Origin of the sequence: Massilia sp. IC2-476 (assembly GCF_020707295.1) — a bacterium.
Taxonomy (GTDB): Bacteria; Pseudomonadota; Gammaproteobacteria; order Burkholderiales; family Burkholderiaceae_D; genus Telluria.
This window is the reverse complement of sequence record NZ_JAJFER010000004.1, coordinates 205401-231656: the sequence shown is the minus strand read 5'-3', so window position 1 is coordinate 231656 and position 26256 is coordinate 205401. Positions and strand designations below refer to the sequence as shown.

Annotated in this window: 21 protein-coding genes and 1 pseudogene; 15 read left to right on the top strand and 7 right to left on the bottom strand. The window is 66.3% G+C overall.

Annotated elements, in window-relative coordinates; genetic code table 11:
• Nucleotides 1–37: 37 nt before the first annotated feature.
• From LK539_RS12960 to LK539_RS12915, 10 genes and pseudogenes are all read left to right on the top strand, one after another.
• Entirely contained in the window at nt 38–916 is an 879-nt protein-coding gene (locus LK539_RS12960) for an N-acetylmuramic acid 6-phosphate etherase (protein WP_227801335.1), read from the top strand.
• 54 nt (nt 917–970) lie between these two features.
• Nucleotides 971–2281 carry an MFS transporter gene (locus tag LK539_RS12955; protein WP_227801334.1) on the top strand — a complete coding sequence of 437 codons (1311 nt, stop codon included), beginning with the start codon at nt 971–973 and terminating at the stop codon, nt 2279–2281.
• Nucleotides 2282–2435: 154 nt separating this feature from the next.
• Entirely contained in the window at nt 2436–3578 is a 1143-nt protein-coding gene (locus LK539_RS12950; RefSeq protein ID WP_227801333.1) for an acyltransferase family protein, read from the top strand.
• A gap of 21 nt (nt 3579–3599) precedes the next feature.
• A complete protein-coding gene (locus LK539_RS12945) occupies nt 3600–5213 on the top strand; it encodes a glycoside hydrolase family 10 protein (protein ID WP_373889541.1) in 1614 nt (537 codons plus the stop codon).
• A 41-nt stretch (nt 5214–5254) separates the two neighbouring features.
• On the top strand, nt 5255–6196 hold the full coding sequence (locus LK539_RS12940; protein ID WP_227801332.1) for an N-acetylglucosamine kinase: 942 nt from the start codon (nt 5255–5257) through the stop codon (nt 6194–6196).
• 14 nt (nt 6197–6210) lie between these two features.
• Nucleotides 6211–6990 (top strand): annotated as a pseudogene (locus LK539_RS12935) (N-acetylmuramoyl-L-alanine amidase); the annotation flags it as partial.
• 301 nt (nt 6991–7291) lie between these two features.
• Entirely contained in the window at nt 7292–8197 is a 906-nt protein-coding gene (locus LK539_RS12930; protein WP_227801331.1) for a LysR family transcriptional regulator, read from the top strand.
• On the top strand, nt 8194–8805 hold the full coding sequence (locus LK539_RS12925; protein ID WP_227801330.1) for a M15 family metallopeptidase: 612 nt from the start codon (nt 8194–8196) through the stop codon (nt 8803–8805). Before LK539_RS12930 ends, LK539_RS12925 begins: the two co-directional genes overlap by 4 nt.
• Nucleotides 8806–8956: 151 nt before the next feature.
• Nucleotides 8957–9544, top strand: coding sequence for a PEP-CTERM sorting domain-containing protein (locus tag LK539_RS12920; RefSeq protein ID WP_227801329.1), 588 nt, complete (start codon nt 8957–8959; stop codon nt 9542–9544).
• A gap of 79 nt (nt 9545–9623) precedes the next feature.
• Nucleotides 9624–10559, top strand: a complete 936-nt coding sequence (locus LK539_RS12915; RefSeq protein WP_227801328.1) for a polysaccharide deacetylase family protein — start codon at nt 9624–9626, stop codon at nt 10557–10559.
• On the opposite strand, the gene LK539_RS12910 is transcribed toward LK539_RS12915, so the two are convergent.
• A complete protein-coding gene (locus LK539_RS12910) occupies nt 10556–11485 on the bottom strand; it encodes a LysR family transcriptional regulator (protein WP_307729104.1) in 930 nt (309 codons plus the stop codon). The genes LK539_RS12915 and LK539_RS12910 overlap by 4 nt on opposite strands.
• An 83-nt stretch (nt 11486–11568) precedes the next feature.
• Between LK539_RS12910 and LK539_RS12905 the strand changes: the two genes are divergently transcribed.
• Entirely contained in the window at nt 11569–12324 is a 756-nt protein-coding gene (locus LK539_RS12905) for an SDR family oxidoreductase (protein ID WP_227801630.1), read from the top strand.
• Here the strand turns inward: LK539_RS12905 and dacB are convergent.
• The gene (dacB, locus tag LK539_RS12900) at nt 12321–13802 is read right to left on the bottom strand and encodes a D-alanyl-D-alanine carboxypeptidase/D-alanyl-D-alanine-endopeptidase (RefSeq protein WP_227801327.1); all 1482 of its coding nucleotides are present in this window, start codon (nt 13800–13802) and stop codon (nt 12321–12323) included. The genes LK539_RS12905 and dacB overlap by 4 nt on opposite strands.
• Nucleotides 13803–13811: 9 nt before the next feature.
• Nucleotides 13812–15050, bottom strand: a complete 1239-nt coding sequence (locus LK539_RS12895; protein ID WP_227801326.1) for a nucleoside recognition domain-containing protein — start codon at nt 15048–15050, stop codon at nt 13812–13814.
• A gap of 181 nt (nt 15051–15231) precedes the next feature.
• On the opposite strand from LK539_RS12895, the gene LK539_RS12890 reads away from it, so the two are divergent.
• The 4 genes from LK539_RS12890 (at nt 15232) to LK539_RS12875 (ending at nt 22790) form a co-directional block, all read left to right on the top strand.
• On the top strand, nt 15232–16767 hold the full coding sequence (locus LK539_RS12890; RefSeq protein ID WP_227801325.1) for a serine hydrolase: 1536 nt from the start codon (nt 15232–15234) through the stop codon (nt 16765–16767).
• 71 nt (nt 16768–16838) lie between these two features.
• Nucleotides 16839–18632 carry an ABC transporter substrate-binding protein gene (locus LK539_RS12885; RefSeq protein WP_227801324.1) on the top strand — a complete coding sequence of 598 codons (1794 nt, stop codon included), beginning with the start codon at nt 16839–16841 and terminating at the stop codon, nt 18630–18632.
• Between the two features lie 186 nt (nt 18633–18818).
• Nucleotides 18819–21668, top strand: coding sequence for a TonB-dependent receptor domain-containing protein (locus LK539_RS12880; RefSeq protein ID WP_227801323.1), 2850 nt, complete (start codon nt 18819–18821; stop codon nt 21666–21668).
• A gap of 78 nt (nt 21669–21746) precedes the next feature.
• On the top strand, nt 21747–22790 hold the full coding sequence (locus tag LK539_RS12875) for an LD-carboxypeptidase (RefSeq protein WP_227801322.1): 1044 nt from the start codon (nt 21747–21749) through the stop codon (nt 22788–22790).
• A 7-nt stretch (nt 22791–22797) separates the two neighbouring features.
• Here LK539_RS12875 and LK539_RS12870 read toward each other — a convergent pair whose 3' ends face one another.
• From LK539_RS12870 to LK539_RS12855, 4 genes are read right to left on the bottom strand one after another with little or no spacing between them, the layout of a single operon-like run.
• Nucleotides 22798–23781: an MORN repeat-containing protein gene (locus LK539_RS12870; RefSeq protein ID WP_227801321.1), complete on the bottom strand. Its 984-nt coding sequence runs from the start codon at nt 23779–23781 to the stop codon at nt 22798–22800.
• A gap of 57 nt (nt 23782–23838) precedes the next feature.
• Entirely contained in the window at nt 23839–24372 is a 534-nt protein-coding gene (locus tag LK539_RS12865) for a GNAT family N-acetyltransferase (RefSeq protein WP_227801320.1), read from the bottom strand.
• A complete protein-coding gene (locus LK539_RS12860; protein ID WP_227801319.1) occupies nt 24369–25496 on the bottom strand; it encodes an acyl-CoA dehydrogenase family protein in 1128 nt (375 codons plus the stop codon). Before LK539_RS12860 ends, LK539_RS12865 begins: the two co-directional genes overlap by 4 nt.
• 37 nt (nt 25497–25533) lie before the next feature.
• Nucleotides 25534–26202 (bottom strand): SDR family oxidoreductase, encoded by a 669-nt coding sequence (locus LK539_RS12855; protein ID WP_227801318.1) that lies wholly within the window; start codon nt 26200–26202, stop codon nt 25534–25536.
• Nucleotides 26203–26256 lie beyond the last annotated feature (54 nt).

The window sequence follows — 26256 nt, the reverse complement described above, 5'->3', positions numbered from 1 at the left end:
GGTTTCATCGATCACTCCGCACCTAGAAGATACGGCAATGCTGAAAACCGAAACCCCGGCCCAGGACCACGCAACCCTCGACCAGTATCCAACCGAGGACCTGGTCAACGTCCTGGTCGACGACCAGGTCAAGGCCGTCGACGCGGTCCGCGCCGCCGGTCCCCGCATCGCCGCCGCCATCACCGCGGCGCTGCCGCGCATCGAAGCGGGCGGACGCCTGATCTACGTCGGCGCCGGCACCTCGGGCCGCCTCGGCGTGCTCGACAGCGTCGAACTGAATCCGACCTTTTCCTGGCCACACGGGCGCGCCGTGGCCCTGCTGGCCGGCGGCGAGAGTGCGATGTTCGTCGCGGTCGAAGGCGCCGAGGACGATGTCGAGCAGGGCGCCGCCGACCTCGCGAGCGTCAAGGTCGAAGCGGGCGACGTCGTGCTTCTGCTGGCCGCCTCGGGCTTCACCCCGTATGTACTGGGCGCGTTGCGCGCCGCGCGGGCGGCGGGTGCCCTGACCATCGGATTTTCCAACAACGCCGACGCGCCGGTGGCAAGCGAAGCGGAGATCGGCATCGTGCTCGACACCGGACCGGAAATGATCTCCGGTTCCACCCGCCTGAAGGCCGGCACCTCGCAGAAGATCGCGCTGAACACCTTTTCCAGCGGCCTGATGGTGCGTTTGAACAAGGTGTACGGTAACCTGATGGTAGACTTCCGCGCTACCAACGCCAAGCTGGTGCGACGCGCCATCCGTCTGACCGTGTTCGCCACCGGCGCCGACGAAGCGGCCGCGCAGGCGGTGCTGGAGCAGTGCGGCTACCACGTCAAGACCGCGGTGGTGGCCTTGACCAAACAAATCAGTGTCGAGCAGGCGCAGGCGCTCCTGGAAGCGGCGCACGGCAGCGTGCGCGACGCCATCGCGTAATCCGCGCCCGGCGCGCATCCGATGCGCGCCGCAGCTGCCGACCACGAAAGACTTATGCAGACTTCGCTCGACAAACGTCCGTCAACTTCCGGCCCGCAGCAGGCCGGCCCGTCGCAGTCAAGTCCCTGGACGTGGATACCTTCCCTGTATTTTTCCCAGGCCATCCCCTATGTAGTGGTGATGAGCCTGTCGGTCATCATGTACAAGGACATGGGCGTGTCGAACTCCGACATCGCCTTCTATACCAGCCTGCTGTACCTCCCTTGGGTGATCAAGCCCCTGTGGTCGCCCATCGTCGACATGTTCGGCACCAAGCGCCGCTGGACCGTGCTGCTGCAGCTGGGCGTCGCCGCTTCGCTGGTCGCGGTGGGCATGACCCTGCACCTGCCGAACTTCTTCATCGCCAGCCTGGCCGTGATGTGGGTGATGGCCTTCGCTTCCGCCACCCACGACATCTCGGCCGACGGCTTCTACATGCTCGGCCTGCGCCAGCAGCAGCAGGCGGCTTTCGTCGGCGTGCGCTCGACCTTCTACCGCTTGGCGACGCTGTCGGTGCAAGGTCCGCTGGTAGTGCTGGCCGGTTACCTGGCGCACCAGCTGGGTGACGTCAACCAGGCCTGGGCGATCGTGTTCTACGTGCTCGCCGCCCTGTTCTTCGTGGCTTTCCTGTGGCACGGGACGATCCTGCCCAAGCCGGACAGCGACCACAAGGTGGCCGGCAGCAGCAACCCGCTGCGCGACTTCTTCGTCACCTTTGCCCTGTTCTTCCGCAAGCGCGACATCTGGCTGATCCTCGGCTTCATCCTGACCTTCCGCCTGGGCGAAGCCCAGCTCCTGAAGCTGGTGGCGCCCTTCCTGAAGGACCCGCTGGCCGCGGGTGGCCTGGGCCTCACCACCGAGCAGTACGGAATCGCCTACGGCACCATCGGCATCGCCTTCCTCACCATGGGCGGCCTGGCCGGCGGCTACCTGATCTCGCGCCTCGGCCTGAAGCGCTGCCTGTGGGTGATGGTGTTCGCAATCCACCTGCCGGACCTGGTGTTCGTCTACCTGTCGCAGACCCAGCCGACCAGCTTCGCCGTGGTCTGCACCGCGCTGGCGATCGAGCAGTTCGGCTACGGCTTCGGCTTCACCGCGATGCTGCTGTACATGATCATGGTCTGCGAGGGCGAGCACAAGACCGCCCACTACGCGATCTGCACCGGCTTCATGGCCCTGGGGATGATGGTGCCGGGCATGTGGAGTGGCGACCTGCAGGAATACCTGGGCTACAAGCACTTCTTCATCTGGGCCTGCCTGTCCACGGTCCCCGCCTTCATCATGGCGGCCCTCGTGAAGATCGACCCCGAGTTTGGCAAGAAGTAGGGTGGGCGGGTTTCCCGCCCACGCGGTCAGCTGGCAGTGACGGCATCAGTGCGTCATTCAGCCGCTAACGATCACCGCGTGGGCGGCATAGCCGCCACCCTACGAGGACGGCGGACACGCCAGCGATAACAATGAAAATGGAGACAACGCAGCAATGCGCGATGCACCGGTGCGCCTGACCTCGCTCGACGCCTTCCGCGGATTCACCATCGCCGCCATGGTGCTCGTGAATAATCCCGGTGACTGGGGCAACCTGCATGCCCAGCTGGCCCACGCCAAGTGGAACGGCTGGACCTTCACGGACTGCATCTTCCCCTTCTTCCTGTTCATCGGCGGCGTCGCGATGACGCTGTCGCTGGGCCGCCTGGCGCAAGCCGGCGCCGACAAACCGCGCCTGCTGCTCAAGCTGGCCAGACGCGCCGCGCTGATCTTCCTGATCGGCTTCCTGCTCAACCTGATCCCGCGCTTCGACTTCGAGCACGTGCGCATCCCGGGCGTCCTGCAGCGCATCGCCCTGTGCACGCTGCTGGCCGCGCCGGTGGTGGTCTACCTGCGCTGGCGCGCGCAGCTGGCCGTGATCGCGCTGCTGCTGGTGCTGTATTCGGTGCTGATGCTGTGGGTGCCGGTGCCCGGCATCGGGGCCGGCGTGCTCGAACCGGGCAAGGACTTCGGCGCCTGGATCGACCGCATGCTGCTGGATGGCCACCTGTGGGTGCAGGCGAAGACCTGGGATCCGGAAGGCCTGGTCAGCACCATCCCGGCCCTGTGCAGCCAGCTGTTCGGCGTGCTGGCCGGACGCGTACTGGCATCGACGCTGCCGCGCATCGAGCAGACCGTGTGGATGCTGTTCGCCGGCCTGGTGTTCCTGGGCCTCGGTTCCAGCCTGGACGCCGTGCTCATGCCGATCAATAAAAGCCTATGGACGGTGTCCTACTGCCTGTGGATGACCGGCTGGGCGCTGCTCGCCTTCGGCATGTTCTACTGGCTGCTCGACGCCAACCCGCATGCCTTCGTGCGCGAGCGCGCCGCGGTCTGGGCCAGGCCCTTCATCATCTACGGCATGAATGCGCTGTTCATCTTTGCGTTCTCCGGCTTCGTCGCCAAGATGCTCGGCTTTATCAAGCTGGACCAGCCGGACGGCAGCCAGCTCGCGCTCGGAGGCATGCTGTACGCACCGATCAAGGCGCTGCCGATCGGCCCTGCCAACACCTCGCTGTTATACGCCATCCTCTTCAACGCCTGCATGTTCGCGATCGCGTACGGCATGTGGCGCAAGCGGTGGTTCGTCAAAGTCTAGAACAACAATCAAGGAGCGGATTTGAAACCCAACCTGAAAAAACGCGCGTTCACGCTCGGCGCCCTGGGCGCGATGAGCGGCGCCCTGGCCATGGCCGGCCTGCTCACCGCCTGCGGCACGCAGCCGACCGCCCCTGGTGGCAGCATGGGCGGCGCCGACACCCCGCCGCCGGCGCCGCGCGAATTCCGCGCCGCCTGGGTCTCGACCGTGGCCAACATCGACTGGCCGACCAAGCCGGGCCTGCCTGCCGCGCAGCAGCAGGCGGAAGCGATTGCCATCCTCGACCGCGCCGTCAGCCTGAACCTGAACGCCATCGTGCTGCAGGTGCGCCCGGCGGCCGATGCGATCTATCCGTCGCCGATCGAACCCTGGACCGAGTACCTGACGGGCGCCCAGGGCAAGGCGCCTTCGCCCATGTACGACCCGCTGGCGTTCTGGGTCAAGGAAGCGCATGCGCGCGGCCTCGAGCTGCATGCCTGGTTCAACCCCTACCGTGCGCGCCACGACAATGCCCGTTCCCCGGCGGCCCCGAACCACATCACCAACACCCTCCCGCACGCGGTCAAGCGCTACGGGAAGTTCCTGTGGATGGACCCGGCCGAGGAAGCGGCGTCGAAGCAGACCATGGACGTGATCCTCGACGTGGTGCGCCGCTACGACATCGACGGCGTGCACATCGACGACTACTTCTACCCGTACCCGATCGCCGCGCCGGAAGTCGCCGGCAATGCGCAGGCGCTGGACGGCAACGGCAAGCCGGTCGCCAAGGAACTCGATTTCCCGGACGGCCCGGCCTGGGAACGCTACCTGGCGGGCGGCGGCAAGCTCGATCGCGCCTCCTGGCGCCGCGACAACGTCAACCGCCTGATCGAAGCCATGTACAAGGGCGTGCACCGCGAGAAGAGCTGGGTGCGCGTGGGCATCAGCCCCTTCGGCATGGGCCGTCCGGACCGCCGCCCGCCGGGCATCTCGGGCTTCTCGCAGTACGACAAGCTGTATGCCGATGCCGAGCTGTGGCTGGAAAAGGGCTGGGTCGACTACTTCGTGCCGCAGCTGTACTGGCCGATCGCCCAGACCGCCCAGTCCTATCCGGTGCTGCTCGATTACTGGATTTCGCAGAACCCGCAGGGCCGCCACATGTGGCCGGGCCTGTTCACCAGCCGCATCGGCGCGGCGCCGCCGACCCTGAACTACGAGCCGAAGGAGATCCTGGACCAGATCGCGCTGACGCGTGCGCGCCCGCTGTCGACCGGCCACGTCCACTTCAGCATGGCCGCGCTCACCCAGAACCGCAAGGGCATCAGCGACCAGCTGCGCGCCACCACCTACCAGGGCCAGGTGCTGGTACCTGCCACGCCCTGGCTGGGCAGCGCGGGTCCGGGCCGGCCGCAGGTTGCCGCGAAGCGCAGCAAGGACGGCGTACAGCTGTCGCTCAAGGCGGGCAAGGCCACCACGCAGTATGCGGTGTGGGCGCGCCATGGCGGCGAATGGCGCTTCTCGACCGTGCCGGCCGCGCGCGTGGACCATACCGTGCCGGACGACGCGAAGCTGGGCGCCGCCGACCTGGTGGTGGTCAGCGCGGTCGATCGCCTCGGCATCGAAGGTGCGCGCGTGCAGGCATGGCGCAAGCCTTGATATCCTAGCTTCATCCGCTTTATTCATTACACGAACGGGCCATGCATACTCCCGAACTGCAAGACCAACACCTCGGCCTCGGCATCGACGCCGGCGGCACCCAGACCCGCTGGGCCCTCGCGGCGGCCGGGGGCCGTATCGTTGCCGAAGGCACGGTGGGCGGCCTGTCCGCCCTGCAGATGGGCAGCGCCGAAGGGCGCGAAACGGTGCAGGCGACGTTTGAAGCGATCACGCGCGACGTGCTGGCGCACGGGCGTCCGCTGGCGGTGCGCGCCGGCGTGACCGGATACGGGGGCGATGGCGGCCCGCTGCAGCAAAGCCTGGGCGCGTTGCTCGGACTGGCCCCGAAAGCCATCGTGCTGAGCAACGACATCGAGATCGCCTACCTCGCCAGCTTCCGGCCGGGCGAGGGTTACCTGGTGTACTCGGGCACCGGTTCGATCGGCGCCTTCATCGACGAGCACCATGGCTTTCATCGCGCCGGCGGGCGCGGGGTGGTGCTGGACGACGGCGGCGGCGGCTTCTGGATCGCGCGCGAAGCCCTGCGCCACATCTGGCGCCGCGAGGACGAATGCCCGGGCGCCTGGGAAAGCTCGCCGATGGCGCATGCCGTGTTCCAGCACGTGGGCGGCTCGGACTGGTCGTTCTCGCGCCAGTTCATCTATGGCCGCGAACGCGGCGAAGTCGGCAAGCTGGCGATCGCGGTCGCCGCCACCGCCGAGCGCGATCCGGCCGCCGCCGCCATCCTGCGCGAGGCGGGCCACGAACTGGCGCGCCTGGCGCAAGCCCTGGTCAGCCGCTTCGGTCCGCGTCCGGTGGCGCTGGCCGGCCGCGCCGCCGAGCTGCACCCGGTGATCGTCGAAACCATGCGCGCGGCCCTGCCGCCGGATACCATCCTGAGCCAGACCGGTGTGCGCGCCCATTACGCCGCCGCGCGGCTGGCGGCAGCGGACGCCCAGCATCCCAATCCTTCACCTCCATAATGATTGCTACACCGATGAAAAACCTGCTCGTCCCCGTCATCCTGGCCCTGCTGGCCGGCTGCGCCACCGGTCCGATCGGACCGAAGATCGACACTACCTACAATGCCAAGGGCCAGTCGAGCCGTGCGCGCTTCCTGGTGCTGCACTACACGGTGTCCGATAACCCGACCTCGATCAAGATTCTGACCGAGCAACAGGTGAGCGCTCACTATCTCGTCACGAACCACACGCAGCCGGTCATCTACCGCCTGGTGGACGAGAACCGGGCCGCCTACCATGCCGGCGTGTCGAGCTGGAAGAATTTCACGCAGCTGAACAACAGCTCGATCGGCATCGAGATCGTCAACCCGGGCTTTACCGTCAACCCGGACGGCAGCCGCCTGTTCTACCCCTTCCCGCAGGCCCAGATGGATGCCCTGCTGCCGCTGCTGAAGGACATCGTCCAGCGCCATGGCATCGCGCCCGAGAACGTCCTTGGCCACAGCGACATCGCCCCGCAGCGCAAGCAGGACCCGGGTCCGCTGTTCCCGTGGGCGCGCCTGGCCCAGGAAGGCCTGGTGCTGTGGCCGGACGCGAACCGCGTCGCCCTGGTGCGTCCGATTTTCGACGCGACCCTGCCGGACGTCGCCTGGTTCCAGCGCAAGCTGGCCACCCACGGCTACGGCATCCAGCAGACCGGTGTGCTGGACCAGCAGACCCGCACCGTACTGCAGGCCTTCCAGATGAAATACCGCCCGGCCGATTTCGCCGGCAACCCGGATGCCGAAACGGCAAGCCTGCTCGAGGTATTGACCACGCCGGCGAATGCGCCACTGCCCGTCGTGACGACGCCCATGATCACCACGCCCGTGCCGCCGCTGCCGCCTGCCACCCCGCCGGCGCCGGTGGTGCCGGAAACGGCGCCCGCGCCTGCGGCTCCGGTGCCGGTTCCGACGCCGGCCGTGCCGACGCCGGTGCCGACTCCGGCCACGCCGCCCGTGGCGCCGGCGGGTCCTGTGGTGAACACGCCGTGATGGTCGCCGCAGCCGGGTTTTCCCTGTATCCTTCGCAAAATCCGCGCCGTGCGCGCGGACGTCTTGACTGAAGGATGAAGCGATGCGCCTGCGCCATATCGAAGTTTTCCACGCCATCATGCAGGTCGGCACCATCAGCGGTGCCGCCCAGGTTCTCCACATCTCGCAGCCGGCGGTGACGAAAGTCCTGCAGCATGCCGAGCTCCAGCTGGGCATGCCGCTGTTCGAGCGCGTGCGCGGCAAGCTGTATCCGAAGCCGGAAGCGCACCGCCTGTTCGCCGAGACCGAGAAGCTGAACCGCGACCTGCAGGGCATCCGCCGCCTGGCCGCCAGCCTGAAGGGCCGCGCGGTTGAAACCGTGCGCCTGGTGTCGACGCCGACCATTGCGATCAGCGTGCTGCCGCAGGCGATGACGGTATGGCGCCGCGACTTCCCGCAGGCGCGCTGCGAACTGGCTACCCACCACACCAGCGAGATCGTGAACGCGCTGCGCCTGGGTGAAGCTGACCTGGCCCTGTCGCTGCAGGACCCACGCCACCCCGGTATCGTGGCCGAGCCGATCGCGCACGGCAACCTTACCGTGATGGCGCCCGCCGGCACCTGGAGCGCGGACGAACTGGCCAAGCCTTTCACCGCCGACGGCCTGACGGGCGAACTGATCGGCCTGACCGACGGCGATCCGCTGGGCGAGATCGTGGTCGCCGCCTGCGAGGCGCAGGGCGTGCAGCCGGTCTACCACACGGTGGTGCAGACCTACCAGATCGCCCGTTCGCTGGTCGAAGCCGGGGCCGGCGTGGCCGTGCTCGATCCGTTCACCGCCGCCTCGGCCGACCCGGCCAAGGTGCAGTGCCGCCAGTGGTCGCCGGCGATGCCGGTCCACCTGTATCTGCTGAGCGCCAGCCATTCCCCCTTGTCGCACGGGGCGCGCGAGCTGGCCAACTGTATCGGCGCGACCGCGCGCGCCTGTCTCGAAAAAGCTTCTTCATGACCCTGACCGTCGCCAGCGAAGACATCGCCGGCAGCCCTGAATTCCGCCACCTCACCAGCATCGACGGGATCGCGATCGACCTGCGCTACGCGAGCCCCAACAACTTCGTCGGACGCGACCTATATTCGCCCTACGATTGCGCCTGGCTGCACGTCGATGCCGCCGCGGCGCTGGAACGCTTCGTCGCCTGGCTCAAGGAACGCCGCCCCGGCCACACCCCCCTGGTGCTGGACGCCCTGCGTCCGCAGCGCGTGCAGCAGCAGCTGTGGGATGCGTTGGAGGGCACCGGCCTGCAGATGTACCTGGCCAATCCGGCGCGCGGCTCGATCCACTCCTACGGCATGGCGCTCGACATCACCCTGCTCGATGAAACGGGGCGCGAACTCGACATGGGCACCGGTTTCGACGACATGACCGAGCTGTCGCATCCGGCGCTGGAAGAAGGCTTCCTGCGCACTGGCGAGCTCACGGAGCAGCAGCTGGCCAACCGCCGCCTGCTGCGCGAAGGCATGCTTGCCGCCGGCTTCTTCGGCATCAATACCGAATGGTGGCACTTCGATTGCGGCGACCGCGAACTGGTGCGCGCTACTTACCGCCGTGTGTTGTAAACAGCTCTACTTGGTTCCACCAGCTTGTTTACTGTCGATAATATTTACACTTGGAAAATTTGCTTTCCCTAAGTAACTGAATTAATTGATTTCTTTATGCTGGCATTTAAATTGCTTAACTAAAAGAATCAAATATTTACTAAGGGAAATAATGCGTATTTCACTCTATCCACTTACCTTGGCTGCGCTGCTTGCAAGTGCCGGCGTTTCCGCAGGCACCCTGACGACCACGCTCAGCGTCGATAACGGCTACATCGCCTACCTGTCGACCAGTGACAACCAGACTGGCTTTGCCTTCAGCAATGGCAATTTCTGGGAAACGAGCTTCACTGGCCAAGTCGTGCTGGAAGCCGGCCGTGACTATTACCTGCACATTTACGCCTATGACCAGGGCGGCCTGGCAGGCATGCTGGGCCAGTTCGCCATCAGCGACAAACGGCACTATTTCGCCAACGGCACGCAATCGCTGGTCACCAATACCGTGAACTGGAAGGGCAACAATGTCGGCTTCAATGGCGTCTACGGCAGCCTGATCGGCCAGGGCGCGAATGGCGTCACGCCCTGGAACACGCGTCCGAACATCGCCTCGAACGCCCAGTGGATCTGGGCAGGCAACGCGAACAGCAACGATGCCGCCTACTTCACTACCAAGATCACGGCAGTGCCGGAACCCGGCTCGCTTGCCCTGTTGGGCCTCGGCCTGGGCGGCCTGGCAGTCAGGCGCCGCCGCAAAGGCTGATCGCCGTTCATGCGCGCCGGCTGGACACCTGCGGCCGGCGCGGCCAGAATGCCGGTTCCCTCACCGAACGGAGCCGTTCATGCCTGTCTCTCCTGCACGCGCGCTGCGCGCGGCGCTCGCCGCCATCAGCCTGGCTCTCGCTCCGCAGCTGCATGCCCAGTCTGTCGCGTTCACCTTTGACGACGGCCCGAACCTCGCCGCTACTCCGCGCCTGTCGCCGCAGGCCCGCAATGCAGCAATGCTGGCGGCGCTGGCAAAGCACAAGGTCCAGGCTGCGCTGTTCGTGACCTGCGGCTTCGGCGCCGACCGGCCCGAAGGGCTGGCGCTGGCGCGCGCCTGGGGCCAGGGCGGCCATGCCCTCGCCAATCACACGGTGACGCATCCGGACCTGGACAGCGCCAAGGTCACGCTGGCGCAGTACCAGCAGGAAGTGCTCGATTGCGACCGCGTCGTCGCCGCGCTGCCGGGCTACCAGAAATGGTTCCGCTTCACCTACCTGCGCGAGGGGAATACGCTCGAGAAGCGCAACGGCATGCGCGCCTTCCTGCGCCAGCAGGGCTACCGCAACGGCTACGTCAGCCTCGACACCAGCGACTGGCGGCTGAACGACAAGCTGGTCCAGATGCTGGACGCGGATCCGAACGCGAACGTCGAGCCGGTCCGCCAGGCCTACCTGGCGCACATTCGCCAGCGCGCGCTGGCCTACCGCGCCCTGGCCCAGCGCCTGCAGGGGCGGGACATCCCGCAAGTGCTCCTGCTTCACCATAACCTGATCAATGCGCTGTGGCTGGACGACGTCGTCCAGCAGTTCAAGGACATGGGCTGGACCATCACGACCCCGGCCCAGGCCTATGCCGATCCGGTCTACCAGCTGATGCCGGACCGTGCGGCGCCGGGCCAGAGCCTGCTGCTATCGATGGGACGCAGCCTGGGCCTGAGTACCCAGGATCTCGGCCTGCGCCTGATGGACGACGGCGACTTCGAGATCGAGGCATTGAAGCAGCAGGGCCTTTAAATCCTGCGCGTATCCACCTCCGCGAACACCTTCACCGCCCAGTCCACGAAAACGCGCGCCTTGGCGTTCAGGTTGCGGTTGGGCGGATACATCACGTACAGCGGGTGCGCCGGCTGCGACCATTCCGGCAGCACCTGCACCAGTTCGCCGCTGTCGAGGTGGCGCTGCAGCGCAAAGCGGAAGCTCTGCGCCACGCCGAGACCCGCCAGCAGGGCGGTGACGTGGGCCGTGCTTTCGTTCACTGCCGTGCCGCCATCGGCGCCGATCTCGATGCGCTCCCCATCCCGCTCGAAACGCAGCGGGATTGTCCTGCCGCTCAGCGAGGAAAAATAGCCGAGCAGGCGGTGGTCCTGTGCGAGTTCACGGGGATGGGCGGGCAGGCCGTGCCGCGCGATATAGTCGCGGTGGGCGCAGGTGATGAAGTCCAGTTCGCAGAGCTTGCGCGCGATGAGCGAGGTCTCGGCCAGCTCACCCCCGCGGATGACGCAATCGATTCCTTCACCCACCATGTCGGCCGGGCGGTCGCTCACGCCCAGGCGCAGCTCGATGTCGGGGTAGGCGGCCTGGAAGCCGGGGAGCGCCGGGATCAGGATCAGGTTCGCGATCGAGGAACCGACGTCGACGCGCAGCCGCCCTTTCGGCATGGCGCGCGTGCGGCGCGCTTCGGCATCCATGTCTTCCAGTTCGGCCAGCAGGCGCAGCGCGCGCTCATGGTATTGCGCGCCTTCGGGCGTGACCGTGATGCGGCGCGTGGTGCGATGGATCAGGCGGGTGCCGAGGTGTTCTTCCAGGTCCTGGATGATCTTGCTGACGGTGGAGCGGGGCAGGCCGAGCTGGTCGGCCGCCCTGGTGAAATTGCCGGCTTCGGCGATCCGGACAAAGGTGCGCAGGGCGAGCAGGTGATCCATCCGATTGTGCATGTCCATGGAAGATGATTCCATCATAACCGGATTTATTCCTGCCCGTGTACAAACTACACTGGTCTCCGTCAACCAACCCAACGGAGAAAATCATGACCAAGCTCGCAAACAAGATCGCACTCGTCACCGGCGGCTCGACCGGCATCGGCCTGGCTACCGCCCAGCAGTTCGCCCTGGAGGGCGCCCACGTCTTCATCACCGGCCGCCGCCAGGCCGAGCTGGACGCCGCCGCCGAGGCCATCGGCCGCAACGTGACCGCGATCCAGGCCGATTCGACCAATCCGGCCGACCTCGACCGCCTGTTTTCCCGCATCCGCGAACAGGCCGGACGCCTGGACGTGCTGTACGTGAACGCGGGCGGCGGCGACATGCAGGCGCTGGGCAGCATCACCGAGGAGCACTACGACGCCACCTTCGACCGCAACGTCAAGGCGCTGCTGTTCACGGTGCAGAAAGCCATCCCGCTGCTCTCGACAGGCGCATCGGTGGTGCTGACCAGCTCCATTACCGGCAGCACCGGCAACGCCGCGTTCAGCGTCTACAGCGCCAGCAAGGCCGCGGTGCGCGCCTTTGCCCGCAGCTGGATCCTCGACCTGAAAGATCGCCAGATCCGCGTCAACGTGGTGAGCCCGGGCCCGGTGCGCACGCCGGGCCTGGTGGAACTGGCCGGCGACGATGCGGCCGCGCAGCAGGGACTGCTCGATGCACTGGCCAGCCAGGTGCCCTTGGGACGGGTGGCCGAGCCGGAAGAGATCGCGAAGGCGGTGCTGTTCCTGGCATCAAGCGATGCCAGCTTCGTGAACGGGACCGAGTTGTTCGTGGATGGCGGGATGGCGCAGGTTTAAGGAGCTGCAGGCGCGGCCGGCTGCTGTTGAACAGCGCCGGAACGCGCGACCCAGTCGACCAGCGCATCGAGCACGGCGCGCCCGCGCCCGTTGCCCGCCTGCTCGCTGTTCACGATCGCCACGAACACGTTCTGCACGCCGTTCGCATCCGGCACATAGCCGGCCAGCGCCACCACGTTACGCAGCGTCCCGGTCTTGAGGCGCGCACGGCCGGCGGCCGGCGTGCCCTGCAGGCGCCGGCGCAGGGTGCCGTCGATGCCGGCGATCGGCATGCTGGCCTGGAACTCGGGCATCCAGTTGCTGCGCAGGCCGGCCTGCAGCAGGTAGGCCATCTGCTGCGCCGTGATGCGTTCCGTACGCGACAGGCCCGAGCCGTTTTCCATCACCAGGCCGGTGTCGTCGATGCGGTGCGCGCGCATCCATTCGCGCACGGCGGCGTCGGCGCGCACGAAGGTCGGTTCGCCGGTGGGTGGAAGCGCGAAGCTGCCCGCCGCCGGATCCGGCTGCAGGCTGCCCAGGCTCAGGAACAGGGTGCGCGCCAGCAGGTTGTCGGAGGGCTTGTTGGTGTCGCGTACCAGTTCCGGCAGCATGCGCGAAGTGTGCTCGGCCAGCACGCGCGATTCAGGCGGCGCCGTGCCTTCCACCACCTTGCCGCTGAATTTGCCGTCCAGTTCCTTCCACTTCTGGCGGAACAGGCGCTCGATGTAGTCATTGCGGTCCAACACGTTGATGCTGTAGCTGCGTGCGCAGTCCTTCGGGAAGGTCCCGTGCAGGATCACCTGGATGCGGCCGTTCTTCTGGCGCACCGCTTCCGGCAGCTTCCAGCCGTCTTCCCATTTCGCGCAGTCGGCGTCGATCAGCGTCATATCGGAGCCGATCGACACCCGGTCGAGTTCCGGCTGCATTTCCAGCTTCAGGCGCTTGCTTGTCGAGCGCATGTCGATCTGCAGCATGTTCTTGTTGACCATGAGCGCATCGGGGATGACGTTGTAGTAGGCCTCGGGCGACTCGTCGAACGGCGGCAGGCCGACTTCCATGCGCGCCGGCTGCCACAGGCTGCGGTCCAGCACCAGGTCGCCCTCGATGCGGCGGATGCCCTGGTAGTACAGGGCGCGCAGCATGTTCTCGAGGTCCTGGCCGGACAGGTCGGCATCGGCGCCGCCCTTCAGGACCAGGTTCCCGCGCAGGACGCCCTTGTCGATCTCGCCCGTGGTGCGCAGCTCGGTACGGCCGCGGAAGGCGGGACCGAGGCGCTCCAGGCTGACCATGGTCGTCACCAGCTTCATGGTGGACGCCGGCTGCATCGGCCGGTCGGCCTGGTGCGACAGCACCGTCGTGTCGCCCTTCAGCACCAGCACCCCGAGGGCGTCTTCCGGCAGACCCTGCTGGGCCAGCGCCTGGGCTACCGGGGCGGGCAGCTGGGCGTGGACACTGAACGAGGCACAGAGCAGGGTGGCGAGGACAAGGCGGCGCAGCATGGGTATTCCTTAACCGAAGAACAGGTAAGCGACGAAGATGGCGGCGATGATGCCGATCAGGTCCGCCAGCAGGCCATAGCTGACTGCGTAGCGGGTCTTGCGGATGCCGACCGAGCCGAAATACAGGGCAATGATGTAGAAGGTGGTGTCCGAGGCACCCTGCAGGATGCTGGCCAGGCGGCCCACGAAGGAATCGACGCCGTAGGTCTTGATCGCGTCGATCATCATGGCGCGCGCGCCGCTGCCGGACAGGGACTTCATCAGGGCGGTAGGCAGCGCGCCGACGAAATCGGTCTGCAGGCCGAGCGCGCCGAAGACCCAGGCGAAGCCGTTGACGATCAGGCCCAGGATGCCGGAATTGCGCACCACGCTGATCGCGACGATCATGCCGACCAGGTAGGGGATGATCTTGATCGAGGTCTCGACACCGGCCTTGGCGCCCTCGATGAAGGTCTCGAACACATTGACCTTCTTGAGCAGGGCCCCGGTCATGAAGATGGCGATCACCGAGAACAGCACCAGGTTGGCGACCACCGTCGACACCAGCTGGATCTGCGACTTGTCGAGGAAGTAGGTGAAGCCGACCACGACGGAGCCGATCAGCGCCGCGGTGCCGCCGATCCAGGCGAAGATCACCGGATCGAGCAGGTTGATGCGCTGGCGCAGGCCGACTGCGATGATGCTGCAGATCGTCGCGGTATAGGTCGCGATCAGGGTCGGGATGAAGATGTCGGCCGGATTGGCCGCGCCCAGCACCGCGCGCTGCGCCATCACGGCCAGCGGGATGATGGTGAGGCCCGAGGTCTGGATCACCAGGAACATCAGCTGGGCATCGCTGGCCTCGTCCTTGTTGGGGTTCAGCGACTGCAGGCTTTCCATCGCCTTCAGGCCGAAGGGCGTGGCGGCGTTGTCCAGGCCGAGCATGTTGGCCGAGAAGTTCATGACCATGTGGCCGTTGGCCGGATGCTCGCGCGGCACGCCAGGGAAGATGCGCGCGAAGAAGGGCCCGATGACGTGGGCGAAGCGCTGGATGGCGCCGGCCTTTTCGCCGACGTTCATGATGCCGAGCCAGAAGGTCATGACGCCGGCCAGCGGCAGGGCGATGTCCATCACCGCCATCTTGGCCGAGTCGAAGCTGCCGTCGATGATGCGCTTGAAGATCTCGGTGTCGCCCATGAAGAGCCACTGGGCCAGCGCCGCCAGGAAGCCCACGAGGAAGAAACCGGTCCAGATGTAATTGAGTGCCATGTAGATGCCGCCGCTGAGGTCGTACGATTGTGCAGCGAGAGTATAGGCCGGGAACAAGCTGCGCAGATGAAAGAATGCGTTTGGTCCATGCGAAAAAGTTATGAGGGGTCTTTGTTTGCTCGATGGCACGAGAATCAGGGCATAATCTTTCGTCATCCACGTTGACCGGAGAAGAGACCAGATGCAGCGCCCATTTCGCCCCAGCCTGTGCAGCTTCGTGTTCGTCCTCGGCAGCATCGCCTTCCCCCATGCATCTGCGCAGGAGCCCACCACGGGCCGGGCCGAACGGGTGGCAGCGATCCTTCCCGAAATAGACAAGATGTACACGGACCTCGCCGGCAAGGAGCACCTGCCCGGCCTGGTGTACGGCGTGGTCCTCGACGGCAAGCTGGTGCATGCCCGTGCGCTCGGCCTGGCCGATGTGGAGCGCAAGATTCCGGCAACGAGTTCGACCGAATTCCGTATCGCCTCGATGACGAAAAGCTTCGTGGCGATGGCCGCGCTCAAGCTGCGTGACGAGGGCAAGCTGCGGCTCGACGACCCGGTCGCCAATCTCCTGCCCGAACTGCGCCGCGTCCAGCTGCCGACCCTTGATTCGCCCGCCCTGACGGTGCGCCAGCTGATGACGATGACCACCGGACTGCCCGAGGACAATCCCTGGGGCGACCGCCAGATGGCCCTGCCCAACGCAAAAATCGAGCAACTGGTCGGCGCCGGCCTCTCGTTCTCCAACGCTCCCGGACAGACTTTCGAGTACAGCAACCTCGGTTATATCCTGCTGGGCAAGGTGGTGAGCAAGGCATCCGGCATGCGCTTCCAGGACTACGTCACGCGCCAGATCCTGCGCCCGCTCGGCATGCATAACACGCGCTGGGAATACACGCAGGCCGCGCCGGGCAAGCTGGCGCTGGGCTACCGCTGGGACCGCGACCACTGGGAACGCGAGCCGATCCTGCCCGATGGCGACGGCGCCGCGATGGGCGGCTTGATCACGACCATGGACGACTTTGCGCGCTACGTCGCCTTCCACCTCGATGCCTGGCCGGCCCGCAACGAGCCGGAGCGCGGACCAGTGAAACGCGCCTCGGTACGCGAGATGCAGCTGCCGCACGCATTTGCCGGCCTGTCCACCCGGGCGACCCTGAGCGACATGAAAACGCCGAACCCGAACGTCAGCTTCTATGGCTACGGCCTGGTGTGGCAACGCGACAGCCGTAGCGTGGTGAGCGCCGGCCATTCGGGCGGCCTGCCGGGCTTCGGCAGCCAGTACCGTTTCGCACCGGACCATGGGGTCGGGGTGTTCGCCTTCACCAACCTGCGCTACGGGCCGGTGTACGGACCGACCGCCAAGGCGCTGGCCATGCTGGTCGAGCGCGCCGACCTGGGTCCGCGCCCGGTTCCCGTGTCGCCGATCCTGGCCACCCGCCATACCCAGGTGGCGCAACTGGTGCAGTCCTGGGACGCGTCCCAGGCGGGCGCGATCGCGGCCGAGAACCTGTTCCTCGACCGCTCGCGTGAAGACTGGATCGCGTATGCGCGCGAAAAGCTGGAACCGATCGGACGCATCACCTCGGTCGGCCCGATCAAGGCCGAAAACGGCCTGCGCGGCAGCTTCCCGCTGGTCGGCGAGCGCGGGAGGGTAGATGTCAAATTCACCCTCACCCCGGAACGCGAGCCCAAGGTACAGGAAATCGAGCTGACGCCGGTGAAGCAATAAGGAAGCCACCGCTTTCCCGCGGCGGCGGCTATGATACGCATCGTTTTCCCCGCCGCTTTCAAGCCCTCGTCATGACACGTCGCCTCGCTGCCGCCCTCCTGTTCCCCCTGCTGTGCCTTGGTAACGCGGGCGCGCAGGCGCCCGCCCAGGAAAAGGTGCTGCGCATGTTCCTGTCCACCAGCGAGACCGGGCTCGACCCGGCCGCCGCTTCGGACAACGCTACCTTGTCGCTGCTGGAAAACCTGTTCGACCCGCTGCTGCGCTACGACTACCTGGCGCGCCCGGCCAGATTGCGTCCGAACACGGCTACCGCCATGCCCGAGGTGAGCGCGGACGGCCTCACCTACACCTTCCGCATCCGCCCCGGCATCCATTTCACCCCCGACCCGGCATTCAAGGGGGTGAAACGGGAGATGACGGCCCAGGACTACGTCTACAGCATCAAGCGCCTGTACAACCCGGCCCTGAAGTCGCCGTGGGCCTATATGTTCGACGGGAAGATCCTGGGCGACGAGGTGCTGAAAAAGGAGTACGACATCGACAAGCAGGTCGCCGGCCTGCAGGCGCCCGACAGGTACACGCTGCGCATCCGCCTCAAGGCGCCGGACAACAACTTCCTGTTCTACCTCGCGACCCCGGCCACCGGCGTGGTGGCGCGCGAAGTCATCGAGGCCTACCCGGGCCAGGCCGGCAACCACCCGGTCGGCACAGGTCCCTTCATGGTGGGCGAGTGGAAGCGCAGCGACCGCATCGTCCTGCTGGCCAATCCCTATTCGACCGCCGTGTTCCATGCCGCGCCCGGCAAAGGAGAGCAGTACAGCGCCGAGGACCGGGCGATCGCCGCCGCATTGGAAGGCAAGCGCCTGCCGCGCGTGGACCGGGTCGAGGTGCGCATTGCCGAGGAATTCCAGGGCCGCATGCTGGGCTTCCTGAACGCCGAGTACGACTACCTCGAGCAGATCCCTGAATCGATGACCGACATGGTGGTGCGCGACGGGCAGCTCAAACCCGAGCTGGCCGCGCGCGGCATCGTCTTGTCGCGCTTCCCGGTGCTGCAGACCTATTACATGTGGATGAATATGAACGACCCGGTGGTCGGCGGCTACGGCAAGGACAAGGTGGCGCTGCGCCGGGCGATCTCGCTGTCGTACAACAATGCCGAGGACATCGCGCTGCTCAAGAAAGGCTTTGCGATCAAGGCCGAGTCGCCGCTGCCGCCGAATGTGCTGGGCTACGACCCGAACTACCGCAGCCCGGTGCCCTACGATCCGGTCCTGGCCAATGCGCTGCTGGACCGCCACGGCTACACCCGGCGCGACGAGGACGGGTTCCGGCGTACTCCGGACAACAAGGCCCTGACCTTGACGATGCACAGCGAAGCCACGGTCGGCGGCCGCCTGCGCGACGAGCTGTGGCGCAAGTGCCTGAACGCGATCGGCCTGCGCGTGGTCTTCAAGTCGGACAAGAAGACCGAGATCATCAAGGCCTCGCGCCTGGGCACGGTCCAGATGTTCGAAAGTAACTGGATCGCCGACTTCCCCGACGGCGACAACTTCTACCAGCTGCTCTACGGCCCGAATGCCGGGCGCGCCAATTATTCGCGCTTCAACCTGCCCGCATACAACGTACGCTACGAGCAGGCACGCCGGCTCACCGACGGCCCCGAGCGCCAAAAGCTGTATTTCGAGATGAACCAGCTGATCCACGCCTATAACCCATGGGTACCCCTGACCCACGTTTTATCGGGCGATTTGCGCCATCCGTGGTTGAAAAACTACAAACGCCACCCGGTGGAATTCACCCAATGGCGTTATCTGGATGTCGATGTTGCGCAAAGGGCACGCTCTGGTAGAGCGTCGCCCTAGATGCATACAGTTTTTCCTAAATAAAACATTCCTGTTAGTTATACTGGCCGCCGGATAATTCATTGGATAGCCGGAAATCACTCGGCCTATCCTGAATTCGCAGAATAAGGTAATGGCTAGACATTACGACAATACAAAACGGCCAGGCTTTCCTCGGTCGCCAAGGGAAAACGTTAGGAGAAACGCGTGAAGTTAAAGAAGCTCGCCCATTTGATCGCCCTGATGGGAGCGGTCAGCCCGGCACTGGCACAGAACATCCAGACCAGCGGCCCGATCCAGCGTGTGGAGATCACCGGTAGTAGCATCAAGCGCATCGCCAAGGAAGGCGCACTGCCGCTCGAGATCATCAGCGCCAAGCAGATCGAAGCACAGGGCATCGTCAGCGCCGAGCAGCTGATCGCGACCCTGAACATCAACGGCAACGGCTCCGACAACCTGGCCTCGAACGCGGACGTTACCTCGGGCGCCCAGCGCGGCAACAACGGCGCCTCCTCGGCCAACCTGCGCGGCCAGGGCGCCGACTCGACCCTGGTGCTGCTGAACGGCCGCCGCATCGCGACCCACGGCATGAAGGGTTCGGCGGTCGACCTGAACTCGATCCCGATGGCGGCGGTCGACCGCGTCGAAGTGCTGAAGGACGGCGCTTCCGCGATCTACGGCACCGACGCGATCGGCGGCGTGATCAACTTCATCCTGAAGAAGAACTACAAGGGTCTGGAAGCCCAGGGCTTCGTCGACGTCACCGAAGCGGGCGGCAGCGAGATCGGCCGCGCCTCCCTCACCGGCGGCTGGGGCGACCTGCAGACCGACGGCTGGAACGTGCTGGCTACCTTCTCGCACCGCGAGAACAAGGCCCTGCGCGGCGACCAGCGCGATTTCGTGAACACCTTCCAGCCGGACCGCGGCGTCTCGGTCGACACCCGCGGTTCGCCGCACGCCAACGTGTTCGCCACCACCGTGGGTCCGTCGCTGCTGTCGCGCACCGGCACCGGCCCAACCATCCCGGGCGGCGGCACCACCACCTATAACGGCATCAGCATCCTCGACCTGCCGGGCGGCGCTGGCTGCAACAGCATCGACGGCCAGGGCCCCTACGATGAAAAGTTGTGGAACAGTGCCGGCGCCGCCTATGGCTGCGCCTGGGACACCGGCCGCGCGGCCGTGCTGCAGCAGCCGGTCAAGAGCAGCAATGCGCTGGCGCGCGCCACCTTCCAGCGCGGCGACCACCAGTTCTTCGTCGAAGCCGTGGGCTCGAACGTCGAAGTGGCCAAGCGCTTCTCGCCGAACCAGATTTCGCCGGGCGCCACCACCTTCCCGGTCAGCTCCTGGTACCCGAGTACCGGCGCCGCCTACAACAACGTGTATAACGCGCTGGTCAAGGTGTTCCCGAGCATCTCGGCCAACTATGGCCTGCCAATCGCCTACCGCTGGCGCTGCATGGAGTGCGGCAACCGCGAGATCGTGACCGAGTCCAAAGCCGCCCGCCTGCTGGTCGGCGCCGACGGCCCGGTCAACCTGTTCGGCCGCACCTTCGACTACCGCGTCGGCGCTTCGCGCGCCTTCAGCGAGTCGGAATCGACCCTGGGCACCGGCTACAACTACACCGTCGCCCTGGCCAATGCCCTCGGCACCGGCAAGATCAACCCCTTCCTGCTGCCGGGCCAGACCCAGTCGCAGGAAGCGCTCGACCTGATCAAGAGCACTTCGGCCGAAGGCGTCGTCATGTACGGCGGCCGAACCACCCTCACCCAGGTCGACGGCGCGCTGTCGGGCGAACTGTTCAACCTGCCGGCCGGTACCGTGATGGGCGCCGTCGGCTTCGACCTGCGCCGCGAAGGGTATGAGTTCAACGGCGACAGGCGCGCAGCGGCCGCCCGTCCGGTGATCCTGAATGCACCGTTCGACGATCCGAATGCACTGGACGGCGTGCATCGCGACATCAAGGCGGTCTATGCCGAGCTGCTGATCCCGGTGATCAAGAACCTGGACGTGACGCTGGCGATCCGCCGCGACCACTACAGCGGCATCGGCGCCACCACCAACCCGAAGGTCTCGTTCCGCTACCAGCCGATCCCGCAGCTGCTGTTCCGCGGTTCGTACAACGAAGGCTTCCGCGCCCCGTCATTCAACCAGCTGTACAACGGCGTTACCGAATCGCCGTATGCCGGCAAGGACCTGGTCGATCCGGCCAAGTGCCCGACCGGCCTGGTCGATGCAACCAAGCCTGGCTGCGAATCGATAACCCCGACTATCTTCACCGGCGGTAAATCGGACCTGGGGCCGGAGACCGCGAAGCAGGGCACCGTCGGTATCGTGATCGAGCCGTTCACCTGGTTCTCGGCCAACGCCGATATCTGGGAGATCCGCAAGCAGAACACCATCGACTCGTTCAGCACGGCGACCATGGTGGCGAACTACAACCTGTTCTCGGAGCGCTTCGGGCGTGACGCGTCGGGCAACATCTTCGGTATCGACCAGCGCTGGGTCAACGCCGGCGAGCGCACCACCCGCGGCCTCGAGCTGGGCGCCCGCTTCAACGGCAAGTTCAGCACCGGCGCCATCTGGACTGCCGGCATCGACGGTTCGCGCCTGCTGGAGAAGAAGTCGCGCGCCACCACCAATGCGGAGTTCGGTCCAAGCGAAGTGGGCCGCTTCACCTTCACCGGTGACCTGGGCCTGAAGTGGAAGCACACCGCCTACGTGACCTACAAGTACGGCGACTGGAGCGGCCTGTTCCAGAACATCTACCGTTCGGGCTACGACGACCAGGTGCTGCCGGGCGTGGCCAACGGCCTGGTGAAGCCGACCAACTACAACCCGAAGGTGGATGCGTATTCGATCTACAACCTGACGGCCAGCTACACCGGCTTCAAGAACCTGACGCTGACCGCAGGCGTGAAGAACATCTTCGACGAAGATCCTCCGTTCGCGATCACCTACGACAGCAACACCGGTGCGGGCAGCAGCTGGGAACCGCGTGTGGCCGACCCGCGTGGCCGCTCGTTCAGCCTGCAGGTGACCTACAAGTTCTTCTAAGTTGACCGGCGTGGAAGGCCCGCTGTCGGGGGAGGCGCAAACCTCCACGGCGCGGGCCGTTTTTCTTTGTTACCGCCTATGAAAATCAGCCGACGCGGCTTCGGCGCTTCCGTCGCAGCCGCCATCTCCACACCCACCCTGGCCGCCGCCGCTCCCCGGCGCTCGTCGAAACGCCTCATCAAACCACCGCGCCTGCGCCCCGGCGACCTGGTCGGCCTGATCGCCCCCGGCGGCGTGGTCGACGATCGCCTGATCCAGAAATCGGTCAAGAACATCGAAGCGCTCGGCCTGCGCGTGAAAGTGGGTGCTTACCTTGGCGCCGCCTTCGGCAACTACGCAGGTTCGGTGCAGCAGCGTCTGGCCGACCTGCACGCCATGTTCGCCGACCCCGAGGTGAAGATGATCTGGCCGATCCGCGGCGGCTCCGGCTGCATCTCACTGTTGTCGCAGCTGGACTACGCCCTGATCCGCCGCAACCCCAAGATCCTGCTCGGCTACTCGGACATCACGGCGCTGCACCTGGCGATTTACAACAAGGTAGGGCTGGTGACTTTCCACGGCCCGGTGGCCTCGTCGACGCTGGAAAGCTATCCGCGCGAGCACATGATGGCGGTGCTCACCGACCCGCGGGCCAGCTACACGATCCCGATGGCGCCGGAGAACGTGGTGAAGGCGCACACCATGCCGCATTTCGGCATCCGCACCGTGACGGCAGGCGTGGCCACCGGCCCGCTCCTGGGCGGCAACCTGTCGATCGTGGCCGCACTGGCCGGCACGCCTTACGCGGCCGACTTCCGCGACAGCTTGCTGTTCCTGGAAGAGGTGGACGAGGCGCCCTATCGCCTGGACCGCTGGATGACCCAGCTCGACCTGTCGACCGGGTTTGCGAACGCGGCCGGCGTCATCGTCGGGGTGTGCGAAGACTGCGCTCCGCAGGAAGGGCGGCGCTCATTGAGCCTGGACCAGACTTTCGACCAGCACCTGCAGCCCTTGACCATCCCGGCGGTGACCGGCTACTCGATCGGCCATATCCGCCACCAGTTCACGGTGCCGATCGGCGTGCATGCGCGGCTCGATACGGCGGCGCAGACCGTGACCCTGCTCGAGGCCGCGGTGTCCTGAGCCGCTCTCAGTTCACCTTGAAGCGGAACTTCATCGGGTAGATCATTTCGCACGGCGTACCGGCGCACAGCGCCGGCTTGAAGCGCTGGATCATGGTGACCATCGCCAGGTAGCGCGCGAACTCCTGGTGCGGCACGCCAAAGGTGCTGGCGCTGGTCGGCTTGCCATCCGGGCCCACCGTGACATAGACCAGCGCGTCGCCGCGGTAGTCGTGGAAGCGCCGGTACAGCTTGGCCACGTCGTCAAAGAAAGCGCGCGTGCCCTTGAGCGGGTACGGCGGTTCGTCGCCGTCGTCGAGGGCGGGATAGGCGTTGCGGACCAGGCTCTGCTGGGGCGGCGTCAGTTCCTGCCACGACGCATCCATGGGCGCGAAACCGCTGGCGCGGTCGCGCAGCACGTTCGTGCCGGTGCGGGGATGCTCTTCCTTGAGCCCGAAGCGTTCGGCGTCGCCGGAAGATCTCGGCGCCGCGCCGAGGGCGCGTCCGTTGACGAATTCCCCGGCGTAGGTCCGGCCGCCGTTGTAGACGATCTTGCCCTGGCCGTGCATCTGGCCGCCGCGCCACTCGCCTTCGTAGCTGCCGCCCAGCGCGAACGTCGCCTTGCCGACGCCATGGCGTCGGCCCCCCTGCCACTGGCCTTCGTAGGTCGAGCCGTCTTGCGCAAGATGCGCGCCGAGGCCATGTGGCATGCCGCGCCCGACCGAGCCGAGGTACTTGCCGGCGTCGTAGGTCAGGATCGCTTCGCCCGTGACCTCGCCCTGCACCAGCGTCCCTTCCAGCCGGCGATTGCCCGCGGTTTGCGTGCGCCATTCGAGCACGCCCTTGCCGTCGGCGAAACCATCCTTGCAGCCGCCCGACCACGACACGGCATCGTCGACCGGAGGCGGGTAAAGCGGCGCGATGCGGCAGTCGGCCTTGCCGAGGTCGCCGGCGTGTGCCGAAGCACCCACTACGAGCAAGGGAAGGAAGAGGGAGCGGGCGAAAGTGGTCATCGGGCCAGTATAAGGCCGAGCGCCTGCCGGTCAATGCAGGCGGCATGAAGTGGGAGCTCAGCCCAGCCGCACGCTCATCGAGACTTCGCCCACCGATACGCCGCCAATGCGGTACAGGTCCGGCACTTCGCCGGTTTCGACGAAACCGCTGCGCACGTAGAGCGCGCGCGCCTTATGGTTCTGCGACAGCACCTCGAGGTCGACCCAGGCAAAGCCCCTGGCGCGGGCCCAGGCCAGCGCTTCCTGCACCAGGCGCGTACCGAGGCCGGCGCGGCGCACGTCGTGGCGCACGCCCATGCCGAGCAGGGTGCGGTGACTGCAGGCCGGTTCCGGGCGGGCGCGCAGGTCGATGTGGCCGGCGATGGCGCCTGCAGCGTCGATTGCGATCCAGACGTGGCGCCAGCCCGGTTGGCCGACCGGGGTCGCCATGCCCGTGGCGAAGCGCTCGCGCATCGCCGGCGGCACGCCGTCCAGGGTTGGCGCCAGCGGCTGGAACAGCACGCCCTCGCGGCCGTTCTCGGCCAGCTGGTCACCCAGGTAGGCGAACAGCGCCGGCAGGTCGCTGGTCGTGGCGGGACGGATGAGGATCACAGCGCGCGCGCGATCAGGATCTTCTGGATGTCGCTGGTGCCTTCGTAGATCTGGCACACGCGCACGTCGCGGTAGATGCGCTCGACCGGGAAGTCGGCCACGTAGCCGTAGCCGCCGAATACCTGCATGGCATTCGAGACCACGCGCTCGGCCATCTCGGAGGCGAACAGCTTGGCCATCGCGGCTTCCTTCAGGCAGGGCAGGCCCGCATCCTTCATCGCGGCCGCATGCAGGATCAGCTGGCGCGCGGCCTCGATCTGCATCGCCATCTCGGCCAGGCGGAACTGCACCGACTGGTGCTCGAAGATCGGTTTGCCGAAGCTCTCGCGTTCCTTGGCGTAGGCGAGGGCCGCTTCATGGGCTGCGCGCGCCATGCCGACCGACTGCGAGGCGATGCCAATGCGGCCGCCCTCCAGGCCCGACAGGGCGATCTTGTAGCCCATGCCTTCTTCGCCGATCAGGTTGGCGGCAGGGATGCGACAGTTGTCGAACACGATCTGCGCCGTGTCCGAGGAGTGCTGGCCCATCTTCTGTTCCAGGCCGGCGACGATGTAGCCGGGCGTGTTCGTCTCCACCCAGAAGGCGCTGATGCCCTTCTTGCCGGCGGCTTTGTCGGTGACGGCCAGGACGATGGCCACGTCGCCGTACTTGCCGCTGGTGATGAACTGCTTGCTGCCGTTGATGACGTAGTGGTCGCCGTCACGGGTGGCGGTGGTGCGCAGGGCCGAGGCATCGCTGCCGGTGTGCGGCTCGGTCAGGGCGAAGGCGCCCAGCATCTCGCCGCGCGCCAGCGGAACCAGGAATCGCTGTTTCTGCTCTTCGTTCGCGTACATCATGGCGATCGAGCACACCGGGCAGTTGTTGACCGAGATGATGGTCGAGGTGCCGCCGTCGCCGGCCGCGATTTCTTCCAGCACCAGCGCCAGCGACACGTAGTCGAGGCCCGCGCCGCCGTACTGTTCCGGCACCGCGACGCCGAAGGCGCCGAGTCCGGCCAGTTCCTTCAGCTCGTCCTTGGGGAAGTAGTGCTCGCGGTCCCAGCGTGCGGCGTTCGGGGCCAGGCGCTCCTGCGCATAGCTGCGCAGGGCGTCGCGGATCATCTGGTGTTCTTCGCTCAGAATCATGGTGTCTCGTGTTTGTTATGCGCGATGCGTTATAGGGTTACCACGGGATCGGGGTGCCGTCGTGGTCGAGGAAGGCGCCGTTGCTGGACGCGTCCAGCTTCGCCAGGGTCGCGCGCAGGTCGCGCACGCTCTGCTCGGGCGTGAGAGTCGCGCCGGAACCGCCCATGTCGGTTTGCACCCAGCCCGGGTGGAAGGCGACGCAGGTCACGCCCTGGGCGCCGTAGGTGATGGCGGCATCGGCCAGCACCGAATTGAGCGCGGCCTTGCTGGCGCGGTACAGCGTGCCCTCGGTACTGTTGCGCGCGCCGATCGAACCCATTTTGGAAGACAGCACGGCCAGCTTGCCGCGCGTGTTGGCTACCAGCGGGCCGACGATGGGAATCAGGCGCATCGCGGACAGCACGTTGGTGTGCATGACCGTGTCGAATTCGGGACCGGTCGGGAAACTCGAGCCCGAGGGGCCGTAGACGCCGGCCACCAGCCAGGCCACATCGACCTGTTCATCGTCGAGCCGCCAAGCCAGCGCGGCGATCGAGTCGGCGCTGGTGACGTCGAGCTGGTGCGCAACCGCGCCCATCTGCGACAGTGCGGTGCAATCGTCCTGCTTGCGCGCGGTGGCGATCACGCGCCAGCCCTCGGCGCGGTACTGGCGCACCATCTCGTGGCCGATGCCGCGTGAGGCGCCGAGGATCAAAGCGGTAGGCATGACAGGCTCCTTGATAAATTGTTGGCTTGACCGAGTTTTGTAGGGTGGGCGGCT

What these genes read in the sequence shown, in the direction of transcription:
- LK539_RS12960 (WP_227801335.1), top strand. Translation starts at nt 38, where the DNA reads ATGCTGAAAACCGAAACCCCGGCCCAGGACCACGCAACCCTCGACCAG.
- LK539_RS12955 (WP_227801334.1), top strand. Translation starts at nt 971, where the DNA reads ATGCAGACTTCGCTCGACAAACGTCCGTCAACTTCCGGCCCGCAGCAG.
- LK539_RS12950 (WP_227801333.1), top strand. Translation starts at nt 2,436, where the DNA reads ATGCGCGATGCACCGGTGCGCCTGACCTCGCTCGACGCCTTCCGCGGA.
- LK539_RS12940 (WP_227801332.1), top strand. Translation starts at nt 5,255, where the DNA reads ATGCATACTCCCGAACTGCAAGACCAACACCTCGGCCTCGGCATCGAC.
- LK539_RS12930 (WP_227801331.1), top strand. Translation starts at nt 7,292, where the DNA reads ATGCGCCTGCGCCATATCGAAGTTTTCCACGCCATCATGCAGGTCGGC.
- LK539_RS12925 (WP_227801330.1), top strand. Translation starts at nt 8,194, where the DNA reads ATGACCCTGACCGTCGCCAGCGAAGACATCGCCGGCAGCCCTGAATTC.
- LK539_RS12920 (WP_227801329.1), top strand. Translation starts at nt 8,957, where the DNA reads ATGCGTATTTCACTCTATCCACTTACCTTGGCTGCGCTGCTTGCAAGT.
- LK539_RS12915 (WP_227801328.1), top strand. Translation starts at nt 9,624, where the DNA reads ATGCCTGTCTCTCCTGCACGCGCGCTGCGCGCGGCGCTCGCCGCCATC.
- LK539_RS12910 (WP_307729104.1), bottom strand. Translation starts at nt 11,485, where the DNA reads ATGGACATGCACAATCGGATGGATCACCTGCTCGCCCTGCGCACCTTT.
- dacB (WP_227801327.1), bottom strand. Translation starts at nt 13,802, where the DNA reads ATGCTGCGCCGCCTTGTCCTCGCCACCCTGCTCTGTGCCTCGTTCAGT.
- LK539_RS12895 (WP_227801326.1), bottom strand. Translation starts at nt 15,050, where the DNA reads ATGGCACTCAATTACATCTGGACCGGTTTCTTCCTCGTGGGCTTCCTG.
- LK539_RS12890 (WP_227801325.1), top strand. Translation starts at nt 15,232, where the DNA reads ATGCAGCGCCCATTTCGCCCCAGCCTGTGCAGCTTCGTGTTCGTCCTC.
- LK539_RS12885 (WP_227801324.1), top strand. Translation starts at nt 16,839, where the DNA reads ATGACACGTCGCCTCGCTGCCGCCCTCCTGTTCCCCCTGCTGTGCCTT.
- LK539_RS12875 (WP_227801322.1), top strand. Translation starts at nt 21,747, where the DNA reads ATGAAAATCAGCCGACGCGGCTTCGGCGCTTCCGTCGCAGCCGCCATC.
- LK539_RS12870 (WP_227801321.1), bottom strand. Translation starts at nt 23,781, where the DNA reads ATGACCACTTTCGCCCGCTCCCTCTTCCTTCCCTTGCTCGTAGTGGGT.
- LK539_RS12860 (WP_227801319.1), bottom strand. Translation starts at nt 25,496, where the DNA reads ATGATTCTGAGCGAAGAACACCAGATGATCCGCGACGCCCTGCGCAGC.
- LK539_RS12855 (WP_227801318.1), bottom strand. Translation starts at nt 26,202, where the DNA reads ATGCCTACCGCTTTGATCCTCGGCGCCTCACGCGGCATCGGCCACGAG.